26 protein-coding genes and 2 tRNA genes are annotated in these 18819 nt (G+C 48.5%); 4 read left to right on the plus strand and 24 right to left on the minus strand.

The genetic code is table 11. The annotated features are described in order from the left end of the window. The 4 genes from GILYN3_RS05450 to GILYN3_RS05465 all read right to left on the minus strand — a co-directional run bounded on the left by GILYN3_RS05450 (window position 1) and on the right by GILYN3_RS05465 (window position 1747). Complete coding sequence (locus tag GILYN3_RS05450) at window positions 1–678, minus strand: PepSY-associated TM helix domain-containing protein (protein WP_049721902.1); 678 nt, start codon at window positions 676–678, stop codon at window positions 1–3. A 174-nt stretch (window positions 679–852) separates the two neighbouring features. Then, a complete protein-coding gene (locus GILYN3_RS05455) occupies window positions 853–1176 on the minus strand; it encodes a TfoX/Sxy family protein (RefSeq protein WP_049721903.1) in 324 nt (107 codons plus the stop codon). A 13-nt stretch (window positions 1177–1189) separates the two neighbouring features. Beyond that, entirely contained in the window at window positions 1190–1393 is a 204-nt protein-coding gene (locus tag GILYN3_RS05460; protein WP_157484857.1) for a hypothetical protein, read from the minus strand. Window positions 1394–1519: 126 nt separating this feature from the next. Continuing rightward, on the minus strand, window positions 1520–1747 hold the full coding sequence (locus tag GILYN3_RS05465; RefSeq protein ID WP_049721905.1) for a hypothetical protein: 228 nt from the start codon (window positions 1745–1747) through the stop codon (window positions 1520–1522). A 123-nt stretch (window positions 1748–1870) separates the two neighbouring features. On the opposite strand from GILYN3_RS05465, the gene GILYN3_RS05470 reads away from it, so the two are divergent. From GILYN3_RS05470 to GILYN3_RS16450, 4 genes are all read left to right on the plus strand, one after another. Further along, window positions 1871–3055 (plus strand): NnrS family protein, encoded by a 1185-nt coding sequence (locus GILYN3_RS05470; RefSeq protein ID WP_049721906.1) that lies wholly within the window; start codon window positions 1871–1873, stop codon window positions 3053–3055. Window positions 3056–3121: 66 nt separating this feature from the next. Next, window positions 3122–3559 (plus strand): RrF2 family transcriptional regulator, encoded by a 438-nt coding sequence (locus GILYN3_RS05475; protein WP_049721907.1) that lies wholly within the window; start codon window positions 3122–3124, stop codon window positions 3557–3559. Next, window positions 3556–3921, plus strand: coding sequence for a SirB2 family protein (locus GILYN3_RS05480; RefSeq protein WP_049721908.1), 366 nt, complete (start codon window positions 3556–3558; stop codon window positions 3919–3921). Before GILYN3_RS05475 ends, GILYN3_RS05480 begins: the two co-directional genes overlap by 4 nt. 16 nt (window positions 3922–3937) lie before the next feature. After that, window positions 3938–4132: a helix-turn-helix domain-containing protein gene (locus GILYN3_RS16450; protein ID WP_084005131.1), complete on the plus strand. Its 195-nt coding sequence runs from the start codon at window positions 3938–3940 to the stop codon at window positions 4130–4132. 67 nt (window positions 4133–4199) lie between these two features. Here the strand turns inward: GILYN3_RS16450 and GILYN3_RS16610 are convergent, their stop codons facing one another. From GILYN3_RS16610 to GILYN3_RS05580, 20 genes are all read right to left on the minus strand, one after another. Further along, entirely contained in the window at window positions 4200–4901 is a 702-nt protein-coding gene (locus GILYN3_RS16610; protein ID WP_157484858.1) for a hypothetical protein, read from the minus strand. Between the two features lie 130 nt (window positions 4902–5031). After that, window positions 5032–5538 (minus strand): HEPN domain-containing protein, encoded by a 507-nt coding sequence (locus GILYN3_RS05490; RefSeq protein ID WP_049721910.1) that lies wholly within the window; start codon window positions 5536–5538, stop codon window positions 5032–5034. Then, window positions 5519–6643, minus strand: a complete 1125-nt coding sequence (locus tag GILYN3_RS05495; protein WP_049721911.1) for a DUF262 domain-containing protein — start codon at window positions 6641–6643, stop codon at window positions 5519–5521. The genes GILYN3_RS05490 and GILYN3_RS05495 overlap by 20 nt, the downstream gene beginning before the upstream one ends. A gap of 136 nt (window positions 6644–6779) precedes the next feature. Then, window positions 6780–7217 carry a hypothetical protein gene (locus GILYN3_RS05500; protein WP_049721912.1) on the minus strand — a complete coding sequence of 146 codons (438 nt, stop codon included), beginning with the start codon at window positions 7215–7217 and terminating at the stop codon, window positions 6780–6782. A gap of 156 nt (window positions 7218–7373) precedes the next feature. Continuing rightward, on the minus strand, window positions 7374–8300 hold the full coding sequence (locus GILYN3_RS05505; protein ID WP_049721913.1) for a restriction endonuclease: 927 nt from the start codon (window positions 8298–8300) through the stop codon (window positions 7374–7376). Between the two features lie 477 nt (window positions 8301–8777). Continuing rightward, window positions 8778–9062 (minus strand): BrnA antitoxin family protein, encoded by a 285-nt coding sequence (locus GILYN3_RS05510; RefSeq protein WP_049721914.1) that lies wholly within the window; start codon window positions 9060–9062, stop codon window positions 8778–8780. Continuing rightward, entirely contained in the window at window positions 9040–9315 is a 276-nt protein-coding gene (locus tag GILYN3_RS05515; RefSeq protein WP_049721915.1) for a BrnT family toxin, read from the minus strand. The genes GILYN3_RS05510 and GILYN3_RS05515 overlap by 23 nt, the downstream gene beginning before the upstream one ends. A 2-nt stretch (window positions 9316–9317) precedes the next feature. Beyond that, entirely contained in the window at window positions 9318–9500 is a 183-nt protein-coding gene (locus GILYN3_RS05520) for a hypothetical protein (RefSeq protein WP_049721916.1), read from the minus strand. Window positions 9501–9773: 273 nt separating this feature from the next. Continuing rightward, window positions 9774–9860 (minus strand) — tRNA-Leu (locus tag GILYN3_RS05525). A 120-nt stretch (window positions 9861–9980) separates the two neighbouring features. Beyond that, window positions 9981–10054, minus strand: a tRNA-Cys gene (locus GILYN3_RS05530). A 111-nt stretch (window positions 10055–10165) separates the two neighbouring features. Further along, window positions 10166–10723, minus strand: a complete 558-nt coding sequence (gene pgsA, locus GILYN3_RS05535; protein ID WP_049721917.1) for a CDP-diacylglycerol--glycerol-3-phosphate 3-phosphatidyltransferase — start codon at window positions 10721–10723, stop codon at window positions 10166–10168. Window positions 10724–10878: 155 nt separating this feature from the next. Continuing rightward, window positions 10879–12738 (minus strand): excinuclease ABC subunit UvrC, encoded by a 1860-nt coding sequence (gene uvrC, locus GILYN3_RS05540; RefSeq protein WP_049721918.1) that lies wholly within the window; start codon window positions 12736–12738, stop codon window positions 10879–10881. 62 nt (window positions 12739–12800) lie between these two features. After that, entirely contained in the window at window positions 12801–13454 is a 654-nt protein-coding gene (locus GILYN3_RS05545; protein ID WP_049721919.1) for a response regulator, read from the minus strand. A gap of 152 nt (window positions 13455–13606) precedes the next feature. After that, entirely contained in the window at window positions 13607–14221 is a 615-nt protein-coding gene (locus tag GILYN3_RS05550; protein ID WP_084005133.1) for an alpha-ketoglutarate-dependent dioxygenase AlkB family protein, read from the minus strand. A 36-nt stretch (window positions 14222–14257) separates the two neighbouring features. Next, window positions 14258–15298 (minus strand): UDP-N-acetylmuramate dehydrogenase, encoded by a 1041-nt coding sequence (gene murB / locus GILYN3_RS05555; protein WP_049721920.1) that lies wholly within the window; start codon window positions 15296–15298, stop codon window positions 14258–14260. After that, on the minus strand, window positions 15273–15785 hold the full coding sequence (locus GILYN3_RS05560; protein ID WP_049721921.1) for a low molecular weight protein-tyrosine-phosphatase: 513 nt from the start codon (window positions 15783–15785) through the stop codon (window positions 15273–15275). Before GILYN3_RS05560 ends, murB begins: the two co-directional genes overlap by 26 nt. After that, complete coding sequence (gene kdsB, locus GILYN3_RS05565; protein ID WP_049721922.1) at window positions 15785–16552, minus strand: 3-deoxy-manno-octulosonate cytidylyltransferase; 768 nt, start codon at window positions 16550–16552, stop codon at window positions 15785–15787. Before kdsB ends, GILYN3_RS05560 begins: the two co-directional genes overlap by 1 nt. Before the next feature lie 38 nt (window positions 16553–16590). Next, window positions 16591–17610, minus strand: a complete 1020-nt coding sequence (gene lpxK, locus GILYN3_RS05570; RefSeq protein WP_049721923.1) for a tetraacyldisaccharide 4'-kinase — start codon at window positions 17608–17610, stop codon at window positions 16591–16593. Window positions 17611–17614: 4 nt separating this feature from the next. After that, entirely contained in the window at window positions 17615–18034 is a 420-nt protein-coding gene (locus tag GILYN3_RS05575) for an ExbD/TolR family protein (protein ID WP_049721924.1), read from the minus strand. 13 nt (window positions 18035–18047) lie between these two features. Continuing rightward, complete coding sequence (locus GILYN3_RS05580) at window positions 18048–18677, minus strand: MotA/TolQ/ExbB proton channel family protein (protein WP_049721925.1); 630 nt, start codon at window positions 18675–18677, stop codon at window positions 18048–18050. Between the last annotated feature and the right edge of the window lie 142 nt (window positions 18678–18819).

The following is an 18819-nucleotide window of genomic DNA, read 5'->3' on the forward strand; positions in this document are numbered from 1 at the left end:
CTAAGGGACAAAAACAAAATAGATAGCCAGTGGAACCACAAACCCCAGCCCCACCAAAGGCCAAGTTGTGCTGCGTTTGGGCGCATAAAGCACCAACAGCAAGATCCCGGTAATAGACATAAATATGCCTAAAATTGCCGATATATCGATAAACAATGACCAAGCAGCACCACTGTGGCGGCCTTTATGCAGATCGTTAATTAAGGCGACCGAACCGTCCGAGGTAGATTCAAACAACAACTCCCCCAGCTCGACATCAAAAATCACCGAATCCACGCCGCCCGGCCTCTGATAATCAAAAAACCATTCCATGTCATCGCGGTCGATTTGACGCGGCACTCCCAAGCCAAACTCTTGGTCTATCACACCCAACAACACCTGCAGCTGTTCGGTTGCGCCACTGCTTTGCCAATGGCTATGAGTGTCTGCCGGTAGCGTTGCCACTCGGCTTATCGTTTCTCGGTCGGCCTTAAACCAGCTGGGGTGGTTAAGAGTGATACCCGTAACAGAGAAAAACAGTAACGCAACCAAGCCAATGGCCGAGCTGGTCCAGTGCAACGTTCGACTCCAACGCGCCCACTGACTCTTCTTACTGTTTTTTTTATCAGCCGTTTTTTTGTATTTACCGCGTTTAGAGCGATGCGCCTCACTCTGCCCTGGCACCGATGCCACACTCACATTTACCGCCCTATTGATTTAACCAAAGGCGGTAATGATAATTATTACCATTATATTTGGCAAGCACTATCAACAGATGCGCCTGAACTTAAGGCGTGTAACGCTATAGAGGGAGTACAGAAATTGAGGAGTACAGAAACTGGAGAGTACAGAAATTAAAGTAGCGCAGCTAAGTTACAAACTTGCGCGCAACGCTGCCGAAAACGCCCAGCGTGCCCACTGCAGCGCTTCATCGGGGTCATCGTAGATAGAATCCGGGGCCCGCCTATAGGATAAGCGGATAGATTTAATGCCTTTTTGGTAAGTGAAAGGCTCACACTCTAACTCATCAAACCAAGGGTCGGTTTGCTTATCGGCTTTTAAATAGAGGGTATTATCAGCCACTAAACCAAACATCAGGCCATCGTGATAAACACCATACCCTCCAAACATACGACGGGTGGTTATGGCACCAAAGGGCGCCAACACCTCATGCAAAAACTCGACAAATTCACCCACAGAAATAACCGTGCTACTGTATTTGCTCTAACTGTTTACGGCGCGCTTCATCGGCTTTTTTCAGCTCGTCCTCAACGCCACGAGCTTTTTCTAACGCCTCCACCTGGCTATCGGTATAGGCCTCAAATACGCCTTTCTCGGCCACTTCCGGCTCACTGCTGTCTTGCCCACAACCGCTTAGCGCCAATGCTAGGGTTGCTATCATCCACCACTTCATATCATGCTCCGTTGTTGTTTGTTGTGCGTAAGCATAAACCATCAACGCGCCGCTGTAGATAACCCATAACCATTTAAGCGGCCCGCCTTAAAAACATTAGCCACCGGCTTAAAACCACGCGTTAGGCTAATTGACCGCTCGCCCCATTTGTTTAAGCGCCGCTAAGCGCACCACATAGCCCAACTTGAATACTGCCGGAAACACTATCAGAGCGATATGCCCTGCAACAGTAGCGGGCAATGGCAGCACCAATGATTGCGGCGCGCCGTACAACACATACACCACCAATAACGATACAGTGCCACATACAGCCATACCGCCATGAGCGGCTCGTAAGAGATAATCCGGTGCCATAGCAACCTCCAGATGAATTAAACATGGCCCACAAAATAAGATGTATTTTATATACATCTATTATATAGTGTATTTTTAAAACATCTTCAAGCTTATTTTTTAAACAACTGTTAGAGGCTTACCGTGACGCTAACCACACGACTACAAACCTTATTTGCCTACCCCTTCAGACTGTTTTTTTTGCTGACTGGCCTTTACGCCGTAGCAATATTAATAGGTTGGCTGGGCTTTTTGCTGGCAGGTTGGCCCCTGCCGGTTGGCTTTAGTCCGCTGCAGTGGCATAGCCACGAAATGCTGTACGGTTTTGTCAGCGCCGCCATTGCCGGTTTTTTGTTAACCGCCATCACCAACTGGACCGGCTGCCAACCGTTGCGCGGCGGCAAGCTCGCCTTATTAGCTGGCGCATGGCTGGCTGGCCGCTTGGCATTTTGGCACTTAGCCAGCCTCCCCCCAGCGCTGGTGGTGGTTGCCGACTTATCTTTTTGGCTGTTTATGTTGGTTTATGTGGTGCACGTATTAAAGGCCAGCAACAACCTGCGCAACGCACCCATCGCCGGTGTCATATTGCTGCTCAGTATCGGCAACGCGCTAATGCACTGGGGCTTTATAACAGGCAACACGCACTTATTAAGCTTGGGGCAAAACTGGGGGCTAGATTTAATCTTACTGCTCATTGCCATTATTGGCGGGCGAATTATCCCAGCCTTTAGCCGTAACTGGCTTGTCAGTCATGGCGCCAATGGCACAGCGGTGCAGCAAAACCCGTGGCTAGATCGCGCCGCCCTGCTGATTATCTTACTGCTCATCATCGCCCATACCGCAGGCGCATCCAGCGTGGTTATTAGCGCAATAGCACTCACTGCCGCCGCCCTGCACAGCGCCCGCCTTTACTTTTGGCGCGGCTGGCGTTGCCTGCGTGAGCCACTGTTGTGGAGTTTACATTTAGGCTATTTATGGCTGGTTATTAGCTTGTGGCTACGCGCGGCCAGCCCTTGGTTAGAGCTACCGGCCAGCTTATGGCAGCACACCCTAGCCGTAGGCGGCATAGGCACCCTGATTCTTGCCGTTATGACCCGTGTTAGCATGGGCCACACTGGCCGAACAATGGCGTTAGCTCGCGGGGCGATATGGATTTTTATTGCCATCACCGCCGCAACTGTTGTGCGCCTGTTGGTTGCCGTAGGCTTACTGCCCTTTACCACAGGCTTAACAGCATCGGCCGGTTTATGGGTCATAGCGTTTGGCTTGTTTGTGCTAATTTACGTCCCTATATTAACGGCCTACCGCGCCGATGGTCGCCCCGGTTAATATGGCCGCTGCAGCATTAAACGATAGACCATCACGTGAGCAGGCAATAACAGCAAAAGGTAAAGCATGAAAGTTACCCGTTATACCGATTACGCCCTGCGGGTTTTAATGTGCCTTGCCGTGTGTGAAAAGCGCGTCACCATCGCCGAGATCGCCACGAGCTATGGCATATCCAAAAACCACCTAATGAAAGTCGTGCAGCAACTCAACCATTTGGGCTACATCGACGCGGCGCGCGGCAAAAATGGCGGCTTACAACTGGGCCGCCCGCCCAACCAAATAAACCTAGGCGCACTGATCCGCGATACAGAGCAAGACCTAGCGCTAGTAGAATGCTTTAACAGCGACACAGATACCTGTACTCTTACCCCCGCATGCCAGCTAAAAGGTATCTTTGCCGAAGCGTTGGCTGCATTTATTGCGGTGTTCGATAACTACACTCTGGCAGATTTAACACCCAAAACAAAACATCAATCCCAACTACTTAGGTTGTTAAACTTATGAGCTACATGGCCCTTAAACACTCTCACCTGATGCTCGTCGCACTCTCCATCGGCTTATTTGCCCTGCGTTTTATTGCGCGCGAAGCCGGCGCCCGCTTTGTGCAGGCTAAGTTTTTTAAAATAGCCCCCCACATTATCGACACCTGCCTGCTAATCAGCGGCTTCGCCTTAATGTTTACCGTCGGCTACTCACTCTGGCCCATCAACTGGCTCAGCGTTAAATTGCTACTGGTTATCGCCTACATCGTCACCGGCGTTATCGCCATGAAAGCCACCAGCAAATGCAAACGCTGGGCAGCCGGCGCATTAGCGTTTGTGTGGATTATGGGCATTTTGCATTTGGCGATGAGTAAAGGGTTTTAAGGTAGTAGTGGTTTAAATAGCCTGCCGGAGGTGGAAGCTGGGGTTAAGCCAAGAGGCGTTGGCAGAAGCCACCGGCGTAACCGTGGAGACGATCAGCCATATCCAGCGTGGGATACATGGGCCTAGGTTTGGGTTGATTGAGAAGCTTGAGATGGTACTGGATGTTAATACGGAAAGTTTTTTTAAAAATAATTTGCTATCGCCGTGCTAAGGGGCGGCGCGTTTTATTGCCGTCCCGCTGAGCCGAAGGTGAAGCAAACTTTGGCGCCTTGTTATGCCTATTCAAAACGCTTCATATCTATGAGTTCAAAACCCTGCATTGAATTAAATATTTCTTTATTTTCAGGCCAAAGTTCCTCTAATGTACCGGCGATCATGACAACCGCAAGGTCTATACCATTACCCCAAAAAAGGGAATATTGTATTCGGAATTTCTTACCTTCTCCGTGCTGAGCTGCGGGTTCGATTGTTTCTAAACATATTCGAGTAAATATACCCTGATCTTGGGCTTTACACTGGCTTATAACTTGAACTTCTTCTTTTTTACTTTCGACGAATTCTCGAAGAAAAGTTTCCGGGGTTTTTCCAGTCTTTTCTTCAACCCCCATTATTGATTGGACTCTCACTCCAGTTATATATGGCCCTTTTTCAAGGTCTTCTTTTGAGAGTATCCAAGTATACGATTGGCTACTATGGCGTTCATTGTAATGCCATTCTTTTGGTACCTCTATTTTTCCGCCAGTAGGTTCGAGTATTTGAGTTCGAAAGCCTTCGGATTCAATACCAAAACATGTAAAAGATAGCGCGCATAATAAAGAAGTAATAATTAATTTCATTGTGGGCCAAAAGGCATAACGCCCATGTCTGTTGCATTTTGGTTGTAGTGGAGCTTTGGGGTAAAGTGGCGAAACCACCCCAAAACGGAACGAAAGCCAAAGCGCCGACAGGACATGCTTGTTAAGTTTTTGTTTACTGTTCAATTATTTTCTCTCTGTACGACTCAACTGGGCAATCGATAGGGTCAGAGTCGTTGATTCTGAGTTACATCATCTATTTCAGCGACTCTGACCCCATTGATTTTGAAATTTGTCCGATGCAGCCGTTTTTTAGCTATGGGTTGATCGCCCTTTCGATACATTCTAGGACAGCCACACAGTCTTCAAAGTAGTTCTCTACGTTAGAAAAAGTTATTGAAGGTGCCCCCCCATGTGCAAATGCATTTCTTGCTTGATTTAGTGAATCAAGGGAATCCTTTATTCTACTTTTATGCTCTTTACCAGCCATTTCACTTTTAAAATTATTAGACCAAGAGTCATCGAAGCTGGCTAAACTGCTGCAGATATTTGAGTAACTTGGATTCAAAGAGCTATTTCGAAATTTTTTATCTATAAAACTTTTAACCTGATTTGATTGACCCTCTGAATTCGCATCAGAAATAATAGTTTTAAAGCCAAATTCAATAGCGCCGCATGCCCTAACGATTGAGTATCTAGTCAAATACGGTACCGGGTGGCTCATTGCACCCATACCCTCAATAATACTTTTGATCTTAAAGAATTCATCTAAGCAGGACTCAATCCTTTCAGATACTGAGCCGTTACTTATATTGAATTCCATACATCACCTCAAGAACATGTGAAATTCTACCGTGGATGCTATCTGCTTGCATTGTACCTTCACTTGTAAATTTTCTATACTCTTCTATTTGCAAAAGGTCCAATCTCTTTTCTTCAAGATTAGCTATGGGGATATCATCACCTAAATGCTCTAGCGCAATAGTAGTGCCTACCATTATTGAATCAAAAATAGTAGGATAGAAACGCTTCCTAATCTTACTTCGGTCACCTGAAACAATATTGTGAAACGCATCATCACCAATATTATTTCGAACAAATGAAATAGTCCGAGCAAAGGTTTCCTTCAGACTTCTCACCTTTTCATCTGTATTGTTCTGTTCATCTCCCATGTATTCATTCAGCAATTTTTTCAGAGAAATATTTCCTTTTTGGGCATTCTTTACCTTATCGGTGTTTAATGCTAAATATCTTAAGATAAATTCCATATCTTTCATGCGAGAGTCAACATCCCCCCCCATGAAGTATCTCCAATCTTCATTTCTATTTGCATCTATCAGCATTGAGTTTAGATTTCCTTGGTAGACACAATTTCTAATTTCTTGCGCCGCTAGAGCACGGCCACCAGTATTAATTCTTTCAAATATTTGATAAAGGCTAGTATCATTCTCTTTTGGTTTTGTTTGCTCGAATACAATAGCGTGAATTGTAGTGCTTCTTATTTTTCTTTGTTCTGCTGAAGAAAGTTCGCCGAATGATTTCCCTTTCCATCTCTCATTTATTTTGTCACTATTTGATAATCGAAAGACACGGCCATCTTTTGTCCAGATACCCTTAACAAAATCATAAACAGTCATGATTCTCTGATATCCATCCACAATTAACTTATAATCATCTGAGGTATTCGCTAGAAATATACTTGGCACAGGAAGGCCAAGAAGCAACGATTCTATAAATCGACTGGCCTCAACCTTATCCCACACATAGTGCCTTTGAAGTTCCGGCTTGATCAGCTCATCCTCTTCATACATTGTGATTAATTCACGAAATGACAGGTCAGCACCCCAAGACGTAATATTGTAAATATCATCATTGGAATAAGAGTCTTCATTCTCTTCTGGTAAATTTTCAATTTCCTGGTCTGTCATGATTACTCCATCAATGATAAAAAGTATTAATAATCAATAGCAATCGATAGGGTCAGAGTCGTTGATTCTGAGTTACATCATCTATATCAGCGACTCTGACCCTATTGACCTCTTGATTGCTTATTAAGCCTGCTTTCTAATCCAACATATTCCAGACTTCAGGTAGCCTGAAGCAAGTATAGCTTTGAATTGAATTCTTAAAGCGTTCCATTTCGTTAACAAGTATATTTATTTCTGCAGATGATATTTCTCTTTCTTCAACTTTTGGCCTGCTAGATTTTAATATATCCAGACAGCCCGACTTTGCATATACCCTACCGTGAACAATAACGTTTCTATCTTCGAATATTTCTTTACAAAGCTTTAAATCAGAAATGATAGACCTGAAATCATTTTTAGTTTGTCGCTCAAAAAACTTTCGTGCGTGATCTATTTTGGAACTTATTTGAAAGCCGCCTTTATATGGAGATAATGATTCAATAGAATAAAGTAGTAGTTCTATTTGTTCTTCCAGATAAGCTCCATATAACGTTAAATAGCCAACAGATTTTACAACATCATCACCATCTCTCATTTTTTATTTTACTCTTTACTTAACGCCTACCAGCATGTGCGGCTACGGAATGAGGGCGAAGCCGAATCAATAGGGTCAGAGTCGTTGTTTCTGAGTTACACCATCGATCTCAGCGAATCAGCCCCACTGATTACAAATTTTTGCACTCGAACCCACTTAACCATCATCACTAAAAAAGTCAGAATCTATCGTTTTGATTTGGTAGGTCTCTTTTACCGTAACACCCAGGTTATGCTTAATCATTAACTCGGCCAGTTGTTGGCCATCTATTAAAACTATCTTTTTTTCGATGAGCTTAACGTATTCCAATGCGTCACGACTGAAGGCCGATGTGGTTATAAAAACACCTTTCTTGGCGCGCTTCATTTCTAGTGCGCCAACAAAACCTTGTATATCTGGCCTACCAATAGAGCCACTGGTATACCTTTTAGCTTGTAGATAGATGGTATCTAGCCCTAACGGATCTTCGTTAATTATGCCGTCAATGCCACCGTCTGCCGTATATTGGGTCGCCTGACCGGAGTCTTTACTCCAACCGCCGTAGCCCATGGCTTGCATCAGCTCCACGACTAAGGTTTCCAAAAACTGGGGAGACTGCTCCTTAACGGTAGCAAGCACCTCTTCTATAAGCTCTTGCTGAATTTCGCTATGGGCTTGCTCTAGACGCTCCGTAGGGTCTGTTTCGCTTTCGACATCGGCTTTAGCCACTACGGAGTGATCTGCCGTGGATTCACTTTTGGGTTTAGCCGTATAAAACTCAACGAATTCTGGAAACTGCTTGAGGAATTTTACATTGATACGCTCTGGCTCTTGCTTTAACGCAGCCAAACCACGTTGAGTGATTTGCAGTTGACTCCGCCCAGGAGCCATCATCAACCCGGCCTTATTCATATAGGTGCGAGCCCAAGCGGTGCGATTGCGAATAACGGTTTGCTTACCAGACGGGAGTTTTTCGGCTCGCTCTTCACAGGTCAGTTTGAAATGTAAGCAGACCTGCTCAAATGCTTCATTGAATTTATGTATTTGGCCATCTTCAATGGCCGCCAAAAGCGGCCTCATACAGCGTTGAAAATCTGGAATCATGATGTTCCTTATCGACTATTAACTTTCCTACTTAACTTTGACGACCTCAAAACTAAGGTACACACAGACCTAACGACGAGCTATAGCGTTAACCACACCAAAAGCAACAAAGTATTAATAAGCGACAATAAGCCAATATGCCCCAAGGCTCAAGAGCTTACAGGTAACTTTAAAACACGACCTAGACGGGGCAAACTTGCTAAAAGTTAAGCGAGGCCACCTCACTGAAGACTAAGCCATGTTAATTCGTCAATTGCGCCACCTGGACACCCAGCACTTTGGCGGCTTTTACTAGGGTGCGCTTTTGTGGCTTGGCACCGGCTTTTTCTAGCTACGCTACGGCGGGCTGGGTTACGCCCATAAGGTTAGCCAGCTCAGTCTGGCTTAAGCCTTGAAGGGTACGCCACACGGCGATAAGGTTTAAGCCTTTTTCAATGCACAGGCCTACTACCTCATTGGATAAATAAACGGCCACAACTACAGGTGGTGCAGTTTTTTAAGGTCGTTATCCAGTCGCGTTTGCCAGCCTTTACCGCTATCGCGGTAATGGGCCAATACCACCTCAGATAAACGCAGGCTTACCGGGGCTTTGGTGGGCGCTTTTTGTGGGCCGCGGGTTTTAGGCTTTAGCATTTGCGCGGCCAGTTTTTTGGGGAATATTTCTGGCAGCACGTCGCGGGCTGGACGGGCACGAGCAAAATCGGCATCGGTCCATTCGGGGTTGTCGTGGTCTGTCATTTCAGGGTTGGGTTGCTTGCTCATAGCGTGTTATCTCCCGCTGATTGGCTTTGCGAAAACTGATGACCCGAATACCACCCGGCACGGGCGAAAATACGAGCATGTGAACACGACCGGCCACTAGACCTAACGCCTGAAAACGCCGCTCTGTGTAGGTGTGGCGGGTGTCTTCTACGATGCTGGCACCGCTAAAATCAAACTCGGCCACGCGGTCAAAGGCTAAGCCGCGCTGGCGTATGTTGTGGTCGTTTTTGGCGGTATCGTATTTTATGATCACAACTATATTGTAATGACAATATAGTTGACTAGCAAGGTAATAAACGGGGCGGCGGTGAATGAGCCGATAAAGTTGCCGTCTTGATCTTGCAGGGTTAGGCCGGCGCTGTGGTAGGCGGCTAGCTGCTGGGGGGTTAGTACGACTTCATCGTTGGTGTGTTGGGTGGTTGCTGATTTGACCATCATCGCACCTCTTTTTACACACGAAGAATGGCCGAAACCGCAGTGTTCCGATATCGCCGGCGCTTGAGCATAATATTGTTAGAGGTATGCGCATTTAGCGCCCGAACATCTTACCGAGGCTCGATACTAAATCGCTGAACCCGCTGGTGGTAGGAATAAAACAAATTGCAGCACGAGCGTAGACAGTTTGTGGAGACTTTCGGGGATGAAGCAAAAATACGGCCGTTTAAAAAATAGCGATGGCACGCTAAGCCGTTGAAATATATAGATAAAAAATGGTGCCCGGGACCGGAATTGAACCGGTACGACCGTTAAGTCGGCAGATTTTAAGTCTGCTGTGTCTACCAATTCCACCACCCGGGCATTTAGGGGGGCATTTTTTATAGTAGAGATTGGCTCCCTACTTGTAGCTTTTGCCAGCCAAACACTGTGGCCTTACTGGCGCTTTATTTTTACTTTACCCTAAGGCTTAGTAAAAATAAATGGAGGCGCGACCCGGAGTCGAACCGGGCTAGCTGGATTTGCAATCCAGAGCATAACCGCTTTGCTATCGCGCCGTTTTGAGGCCGGCATTCTAGCGTAAAAAACCAAAAAAACCTACTCTATTTCACCCTTTTAGGATGTTTTTATTTTGTAAATGATTGATCTATAAACAGTTAGTGCGGTTTTTACTCGTCGTGGGTGCTGGTGCCGGCCATTAAGAAGGGCCAAGCCGCCTTAAGGTACAGTATCATCGACCACAAGGTTAGCGCCGCTGCAGCCACCATGGCGATGTAACCCAGCCACAGTAGCACTGGAATATTTGCGAGTAAAACAATGATTGCCACCATTTGCAGCGTGGTTTTAATTTTGCCGATATAAGATACCGCGACGCTGGCGCGCTGGCCCAGCTCGGCCATCCATTCGCGCAAGGCCGATATAACGATCTCGCGACCAACAATTACGCAGGCACACACGGCAAACCAGGGTGCAGAGTGCAAGGTAACCAGTAAGACTAGCGCGATAACCACCATCAGTTTATCGGCTACTGGGTCTAAAAATGCCCCTAGCTTGGTGCTTTGATTGTACTTACGCGCCACATAGCCATCGGCCCAGTCGGTAATGGCGGCGATACTAAAAATAATAGCGGCGGTAATATGGGCCCCTTTAAAAGGCAGAAAAAACACTAGAACAAATAAGGGAATAAGCCCAATACGAATAAGGGTGAGCTGATTGGCTAATGTCATAGATGGCTTCTTTTACTGCATTTTGGTACGGCGATTAGGGCAACTCGATTGAGCTCCCACATAAGGGCATGATAATACACTACCCACGCAACGGCTGTAAGCGATCAGCGCGCATTTATGTGGCAAGTCAGGCACGATACTGCCGGCAGCTGGTATTAATCGGGGTGAAAGTAACCGTAGATGTCTTCGGCAAGTTTGCGGCTTACGCCATTAACCCGCGCCAGGTCATCTACGCTGGCACGCTGAATATCCGGCAAGCCGCCAAAGTGACGCAGCAGCTCGCGCCGCCGAGTGGGACCAACCCCAGGCACGCCCTCTAGGGATGATGTTTTACGCTTTTTATCGCGTCGATTTTTATGGCCGGTAATGGCAAAACGGTGCGCTTCATCGCGAATGTGCTGGATCACATGCAGCGCGGGTGAATCGCTGCCCAGCACGATCTCTTTGCCGGTGCCGCTGTGGTAGAGCGTCTCAAAGCCGGCTTTGCGGGTTGTGCCTTTGGCTACGCCTATCAGCAGTACGTTGTTAACCCCAAGCTCGGCCATGACCTTCTCGGCCACGCCCAGCTGGCCTTTACCGCCATCGATAAACAAAATGTCGGGCAACTTGCCCTCGCCTTTTTGCAGCCGGGTATAGCGGCGGGTTAACGCCTGCGCCATGGCCGCGTAGTCATCGCCACCGGTAATGCCATCGATATTAAAACGCCGGTAGTCCGACTTGGCCGGCCCTTCTTTATCAAACACCACGCACGAGGCCACGGTTAGCTCACCGCTGGTGTGGCTGATATCAAAGCACTCCATGCGCGCGGGTGTCTCATCTAACCCCAGCACCTCTTGCAGCGCTAACAAACGGTCGGTAACCGACTTGCGGCTGTTGATGCGGGCAATAATGTTTTGCTCGGCCGCCTGACGCGCCATATCGATCCAGCGGGCGCGATGAGTACGCACTTTATGAGTTATTTGCACTCGCGCACCGCGAGATTCAGCCAGCGCGCTCACCAACAGCTCGCTCTCTGGTATTTCACAATCGGTCACGATGGCGGCCGGAATGTCGCGGCTGCCACCTAAGTAAAACTGCGGTAAAAATTCGCTGAGGACATCGGCGACGTTTTCGGCCAAGCCTAGTTTTGGGTAGTAACTGCGGCTGCCCAAAATACGTCCTTGACGAATAAACAGTACATGCACGCACGCCGTGGCGCTTTGGACGGCAGCGGCAATAATATCCATATCGGCATTGCCCTCCTCTACCGACTGCTGCGATTGCACGGTACGCAAGGCGCTGATTTGATCGCGCACGGTGGCGGCGCGCTCGTACTCTTGTGCGGCGGCGGCGCGCTCCATTTCATCGGCCAGCTCGCTCATTAACTGATCACTTTTGCCCAGCAAAAACATGCGAGTGTGGTGCACATCGCGGGCGTAATCGTCTGGGCTAATTAGATCGACACAGGGGCCGGTGCAGCGATCAATTTGATACTGTAAACACGGCCGCGAACGATTGCGAAACACGCTGTCTTCGCACTGGCGAACCTTAAAGGTTTTTTGTAAAAAGCTCAGGCTGTCTTTTACCGCGCTTACATTGGGGTACGGGCCGTAGTAATCACCGCGCTTCTTTTTTGCACCGCGATGAACACTGATGCGCGGATAAGGCTCACCCGATGACATAAATACATAGGGGTAAGATTTATCATCGCGCAATAAAATGTTGTACGGCGGCCGGTTGGCCTTAATTAAATTTTGCTCAAGAATGAGCGCTTCGATTTCACTGCTGGTGACCGTGACCTCGACCTGAGCAATCCGCGATACTAATGCCGCTGTTTTAAGCGATAAACCACTCGCGCGAAAATAACTGGCAAGCCGTGCTTTAAGGTTTTTGGCTTTGCCGACGTATAAAATATCGCCAGCGCTGTTAAACATCTGGTAAACGCCAGGGGCGCGAGTTTGGCTAGCTAAAAAACGCTTAGCGTCAAACTCGGGCGGTGGGGTATTGTTACTGTGGGTATCGGACATGGCTGGCATTATAACGCGCTAGTGCATAGCTTTTGTAATATCGGAGCAAATCAGCAGTATGGGGCCACTTATTAATTGACTAATGCCGCCGGGTCTAACAAATCGTACTTTACCGCCAGCAGGGCCAACTCTACGTCCGATTGAATATTGAGTTTTTCGAATATTCGATAGCGATAGGTATTAACGGTTTTAGGGCTTACCGAAAAGGTCAGCGCGATATCGTGTGGGCGACGGCCGCTGGCTATCAGCATTGCGGTTTCTAGCTCGCGCTGGCTTAAGCATTCAAATGGTGAGGTGTTTTGTGTGCCCGATGCATTGCGCAGCGCCAACTGCTGGGCAATGGCGCTGCTCATATATTGCCGGCCACGCACCACTGTATCTATCGCGGTGGTGATATCACTAAAACCTGTGCCTTTGGTGACATAACCCACGGCACCGGCTTGTAATAGTCGTGCGGGATACAAGGTGTCGTCACAGGCAGTAACAGCGATAATTTTAACCGTTGGGTTTACCGCGAGCATTTTTCGGGTGGCTTCAAGCCCGCCCATACCAGGCATTTTTACATCCATTAGTACAACATCAGGGCTAAGATCACGGGCAATAACGATGGCATCTTCGCCGCTTTTAGCGTCGCCCACAACGTGGTAGCCCACCACATCATCCAGCATACGGACGATGCCCATGCGCACCAGATCGTGATCATCTACCACTAAAATATTGGTCACTTTACCCCCTTGGTGTGGCCACCAAGTGCCGACACAAGGCCGTTTTTTTGTTGTATTGCGGGTGAAATGATCCTTTTATTATTTTAAAGGAATCTTTCAGCTCGCCCCATACTAGCAGAATTATTTTTTTTTACGATAGCACTGCAACTGCCCTAGCCTAAAACACGCCGATAGGTCAGGTTAATACGTGGCCCCAGTGGTACGTTGGCCTTGGGTAGCTGGTGCTGCCAACAGCGCTGCAAGCGACCAGACATTATCAATAAATCACCCGCGTGCAAGGTTACCCGCAATTGCCGCAGGCTTTGTTTGTGGCGCAAAACAAAATCGCGCTCTGCGCCTAAACTTAACGATGCAATGGTTGGGGTTGGCCCCAGCTCGTGCTCGTCGTCACTGTGCCAGGCAACGCTGTCTCGCTCATCGCGGTACAGGTTAGCCAGTACGCTGTTAAAACGCGCCTGTGCCACCGGTTGTAACTGCTCGCGCAGCACTTGCAGCGCATTAACCCAAGGGTGCGGGGCAAAGTGGGCGCCACTATAACTGTAAAAACTGCCCGCATCACCATACCAAGCATTAAGACGTGGTATGGCGATGCTTTTACCGTACATTTGCAGGTGGGTTTGCTGCCACGCCAATGTAGCGCTTAGCTCTGTAAACAATTCAGCGCTGCGCTCGGGCTTCAACCAAGAGCGATGCAAAACCGCGCAGCCGTCTTCGTTAGTAATAACTTGGGGGTGGTTACTGGCAAACAGATCGGCTTGTAGTGACATAAAGTTGCGGCATAAAGTAGCAGTAAGACATTTAAACTAGCGTGCGCTTGGGTAAACCCGCGGCTCTAGTTGCAACACTACACCGTATTGCTCGCGTACAGATTGCGTGATTTTATCGGCAAGTGCCAATACATTTGTCCCTGCACCGCGACCAGGGTTGGTAACAACCAGCGCTTGCTCGGCATGCACTGCCACATCACCCTCACAATAACCACGCCAGCCCGCCCTATCAATCAGCCAACCGGCAGCCAACTTCACGCTGCCGTCGGGCTGCGGATATGCAACCACATCGGCAAAGCGTTGCCGCAGCAAGTCAAATTGTTCTGCGCTGATAATGGGATTTTTAAAAAAGCTGCCGGCATTGGGGGTGATGGCCGGATCGGGTAATTTTTCTTGCCGCACGGCAATAACCGCAGCGGCTACTTGATCGGGCGTAATAGCCGTATTTAGAGCGGAATCAGACAGCTGCAACTGCTGCAATAAACTTGGGTACTCAAGCATGACCTTGGCAACACGATCTAGCTTAAAGGTGACGCTGGTAATAATGTACTGATCGCGGGCGCTGTGCTTAAACACGCTATCACGATAAGCAAAACCACAGCTGTCGGCGGTAAAGGTAACGGCAAGCCCCGAGCGAATATCAATCGCCGATAATTCAGCCACCCGGTCTTTTAGCTCGACCCCATACGCACCAATATTTTGAATGGGCGCGGCACCCACAGTGCCGGGTATTAACGAGAGGTTTTCAAGTCCGTAACAGCCCATTGCCAAGCAATGTTGCACAAACTCATGCCAGTTTTCACCGGCGGCGGCACGTACCCATACCGAACTGTCGTCTTCCGCAACCTGCTCGATGCCATGCAGTTTTATATGCATAACCAAACCTGGGTAATGGTCGGCTAACACAATATTACTGCCACCACCCAACGGTAGCAGAGGTAACTTATGCTCTGCGGCAAAGGCAAGCGCCTCTAGCACTTCGGCATGATTGGTTACCGCCACATAAAAATTTGCCCGCGCGGGAATCGCTAAAGTATTAAATCGCTGAAGATCAAATTCGGGTAGAAACAGCGCCACTGTCAACCTCGGCCAAATGGTTCTTTTGAATATCGGCCAGCAGGCCGGTGGCAGCTTGCTCGACTAAATCGAGCACATGAGCAAAACCTTCGGCACCGCCGTAGTAAGGATCTGGCACTTCACACTCTGGCGCATTAACAGCAAAGTCTAAGTACAAGCAACAGCGCCCCGAAAAATCATCGGGCTGAAAACTTTTTAGATCGACCAGATTAGCTTCATCCATCGCTAAAATATAATCAAACTCAGAAAAATCGTTGCCGGTGACTTGGCGTGCACGCAAACCGCTGATATCGATACCACGCTCAGCCGCTGCCGCAATGGCGCGAGCATCGGGGGCTTTATCGACGTGCCAACCAGCAGTGCCCGCCGAATCGGTTAACACAGCATGCTGTAAGCCCTGCTCTTTTAAACGCGCCTTAAAAATTCCTTCGGCCGTAGGCGAGCGACAAATATTTCCGAGGCACACAAACAACACTTTGACAGACATTAACTTTGCTCCTGCAATAACATCCTAACCCGGGCCAAATCGGCATCGGTATCAACTCCACCGGGAACCTTACAACAAGCTTCGGCTAAATGAATCTGTTCACCATAGGCCATCACTCGTAACTGCTCTAGCGATTCGGTTTGCTCAATTAAAGCCGGCGCCCAAGTCACAAAACGATTAAGCAGCGAGACTCGGTACGCATAAATACCAATGTGGCGACGTGCCGGAAAATCATCAGGCACTGCCAATTCACTTAACACATCGGCGTTATCGCGCGGCCACGGAATGGGCGCGCGCGAAAAATACAACGCCAGCTGATTGTGATCATACACGACCTTTACGGCATTGGGGTCGCGGAACTCTCGATAACTAGCCAGAGGTTCGCACAAGGTCGCGACACTGGCGTTATGGCAATGCGCTAAGTTGGCAGCCACTTGATTGATTACCTCGGGAGGAATCAACGGCTCATCGCCCTGCACATTAACGATAATGTCGTCATCGGCCATGTGCTCGAGCGCGGCAACCTCTTGCAAGCGATCGGTGCCCGATACGTGGTCGGCGCGTGTTAAACAAACATTGCCACCAAAGTGTTTAACCGTATTGGCAATACGCTCATCGTCGGTGGCGACAATCACCCGAGTTGCGTTACTTTGACTGGCGCGACGGTACACGTGCTCGATCATTGGTCGACCGGCAATATCGGCCAATGGTTTACCCGGCAACCGGGTAGACGCGTAACGGGCAGGAATAACAACGGTAAAACTCATGAACTCACTCGCAGGGTTTTTAACGTAATAGTAACGGATTATTCATACGGGAATAGCGCTTCTAACGCGTGTTCAAAAGCGGGCCAAAAACGTTTTTCTAATACCGCCTCAACCTCTAACGCAAGCCATTCTGGCTCGGCAAACGTTTGGCACTTAACCGCATCTTTGCTTGTCATTACCACCGGCAAGACTTGGCGGAACTGAAAGTTTTCACGCGTAAAAGTATGGTGGTCGCGATAAATATGGCATTCGGGCGTTAAGCCTAATTTACCAAGGGTAGAAAAAAATCGGTTGGGGTTACCAATGCCGGCGACCGCGTGCACATGAGTGCCGGCAAGCAAATGATCCAGCGGTAAATGTGTTAAATCTTTTACTTTAAACCAGTGCTGGGGCTGCAGACGCATATTGTAATAATCGCGTTTGTAAACAATATCGGATTCTAAAGAGGTTTGATTGACAACCACAAAATCGACACCCTTTAAGCGCGAGCGCGGTTCACGCAACGGCCCAACCGGCAGGCAATGGCCATTACCAAAACCACGCGCGGCATCAATCACAGCTATTTCTAGGGTGCGCCCCAAACGGTAGTGTTGTAAGCCATCGTCACTTAGCAACACGTCGCAGCCAGCGTTTTTTAAAATTCGCGCGGCGGCCACGCGATCGGCATCTATACACACGGCGCAACCCGTTGCGCGCCAAATGCTTAGAGGCTCATCGCCCGCCTCTGTCGCACTGGATGACTCGGACACCACGTAAGGATACTGCGGCGCAGCCGAGCCATAACCGCGGCTTATAACACCCACTTTTAAGCCGCGTTTTTGCAAGCGATTAACCAGCGCGATAATAAGCGGTGTTTTACCGGTACCGCCAACACTTATGTTGCCCACTACAATTACCGGCAAGCCAATATTTTTTTGCAGCCAGCGCACCGTAATGATGCGCCGCACATACGACAGCAGGCGGAACAATCCCTCGAGCGGCAACAGCGTATACACCCAGCGCTTTTTGCCGTACCAAGCAGTCAGCCATTTTGCTTCACTGTTTGAGCCTTGGCTCATAATATCACTCAGACTCCGGGTGGCGCGTGGTAATACTCATGTTCACAAACCCAATCTGGCCGGCGCTATCCATCGCGCGCACCACAGCTTGATGTGGTGCTTTGGCGTCCGCCGTAATAATTAGGCTGCGGGAGGTGTCACTGCCGCCCAGCTCAGTTAACGCCGAGCGCAAAGTAGCAGCTTTATTGTTTATTAAACTTTGGCCGTTGACCGCGTAATCGCCGGCGGCATTAATGATTATCTCCAGCGGGTCTTCGGCTTCATTGCTCGGCTCACCTACCGCCTCGGGTAAGTCGATTTCTAAATGAGTTTCTTTAGTAAAGGTGGTAGACACCATAAAAAAGATCAACAGCAAAAAAACCACATCAATCAATGGGGTTAAATTAATACTGTCTTCGTCTCGGGGTTGACGTCGAAATTGCACAGGTGGCCTCCGGTTACTTTTTCACTTTCACTTCGACCCGACGGTCGCTGTGCAGTGCATCAACCAATTTAATAGCCTCTTCTTCCATCGTCACAACGAGCGTATCGATACGGCGCTGAAAGAAGCGATGAAAGATCATCGCCGGTATTGCCACGCATAAACCCGCGGCGGTAGTGATCAGTGCCTGCGAGATACCGCCCGCTAACACGCCGGCATTACCCGTACCTTTGATCATGATGGCGTTAAACACTTCGATCATGCCAAATACTGTCCCCAATAAACCCAGCAAAGGTGTGATAGCGGCAATCGTGCCCAACACACCGATAAAGCGTTCCATTTCATGAATAACTTTATTGGCAGCCTCTTGAATACTGTCTTTCATAATTTCACGACCGCTGCGTGAATTACTCAGCCCTGCCGATAAAATCTCACCCAAAGGTGATGATTGTTTGAGCTCTTTGAGTCGCGCGGCGTCTAATTGGTTGTTTTTAATCCAACCCCAAACTTGTGCCAGCAAATGACGCGGAGCAATCTTTGCGGGGTTAAGGCTCCAATAGCGCTCTGCACTAATAGCCAACACAGCAATCGAACAAAGTACAAGCGGCAGCATTAACCAGCCGCCGGCGGCGATAACTTCAAACACGGGTGGATTCCTCTTTTACAGGCCTCGGCTGAGCCTATTTTTATGGTGCCTACTGTTAAATTAGCGGCTGTTAAAAACGCTGTACACTACCACAGATATAAGCGTTTGGGTTAGTGGGGTTAAGCTAATGTGACCTGTAACA

The organism is Gilvimarinus polysaccharolyticus, assembly GCF_001187555.1.
GTDB classification, from domain to species: Bacteria; Pseudomonadota; Gammaproteobacteria; order Pseudomonadales; family Cellvibrionaceae; genus Gilvimarinus; species Gilvimarinus polysaccharolyticus.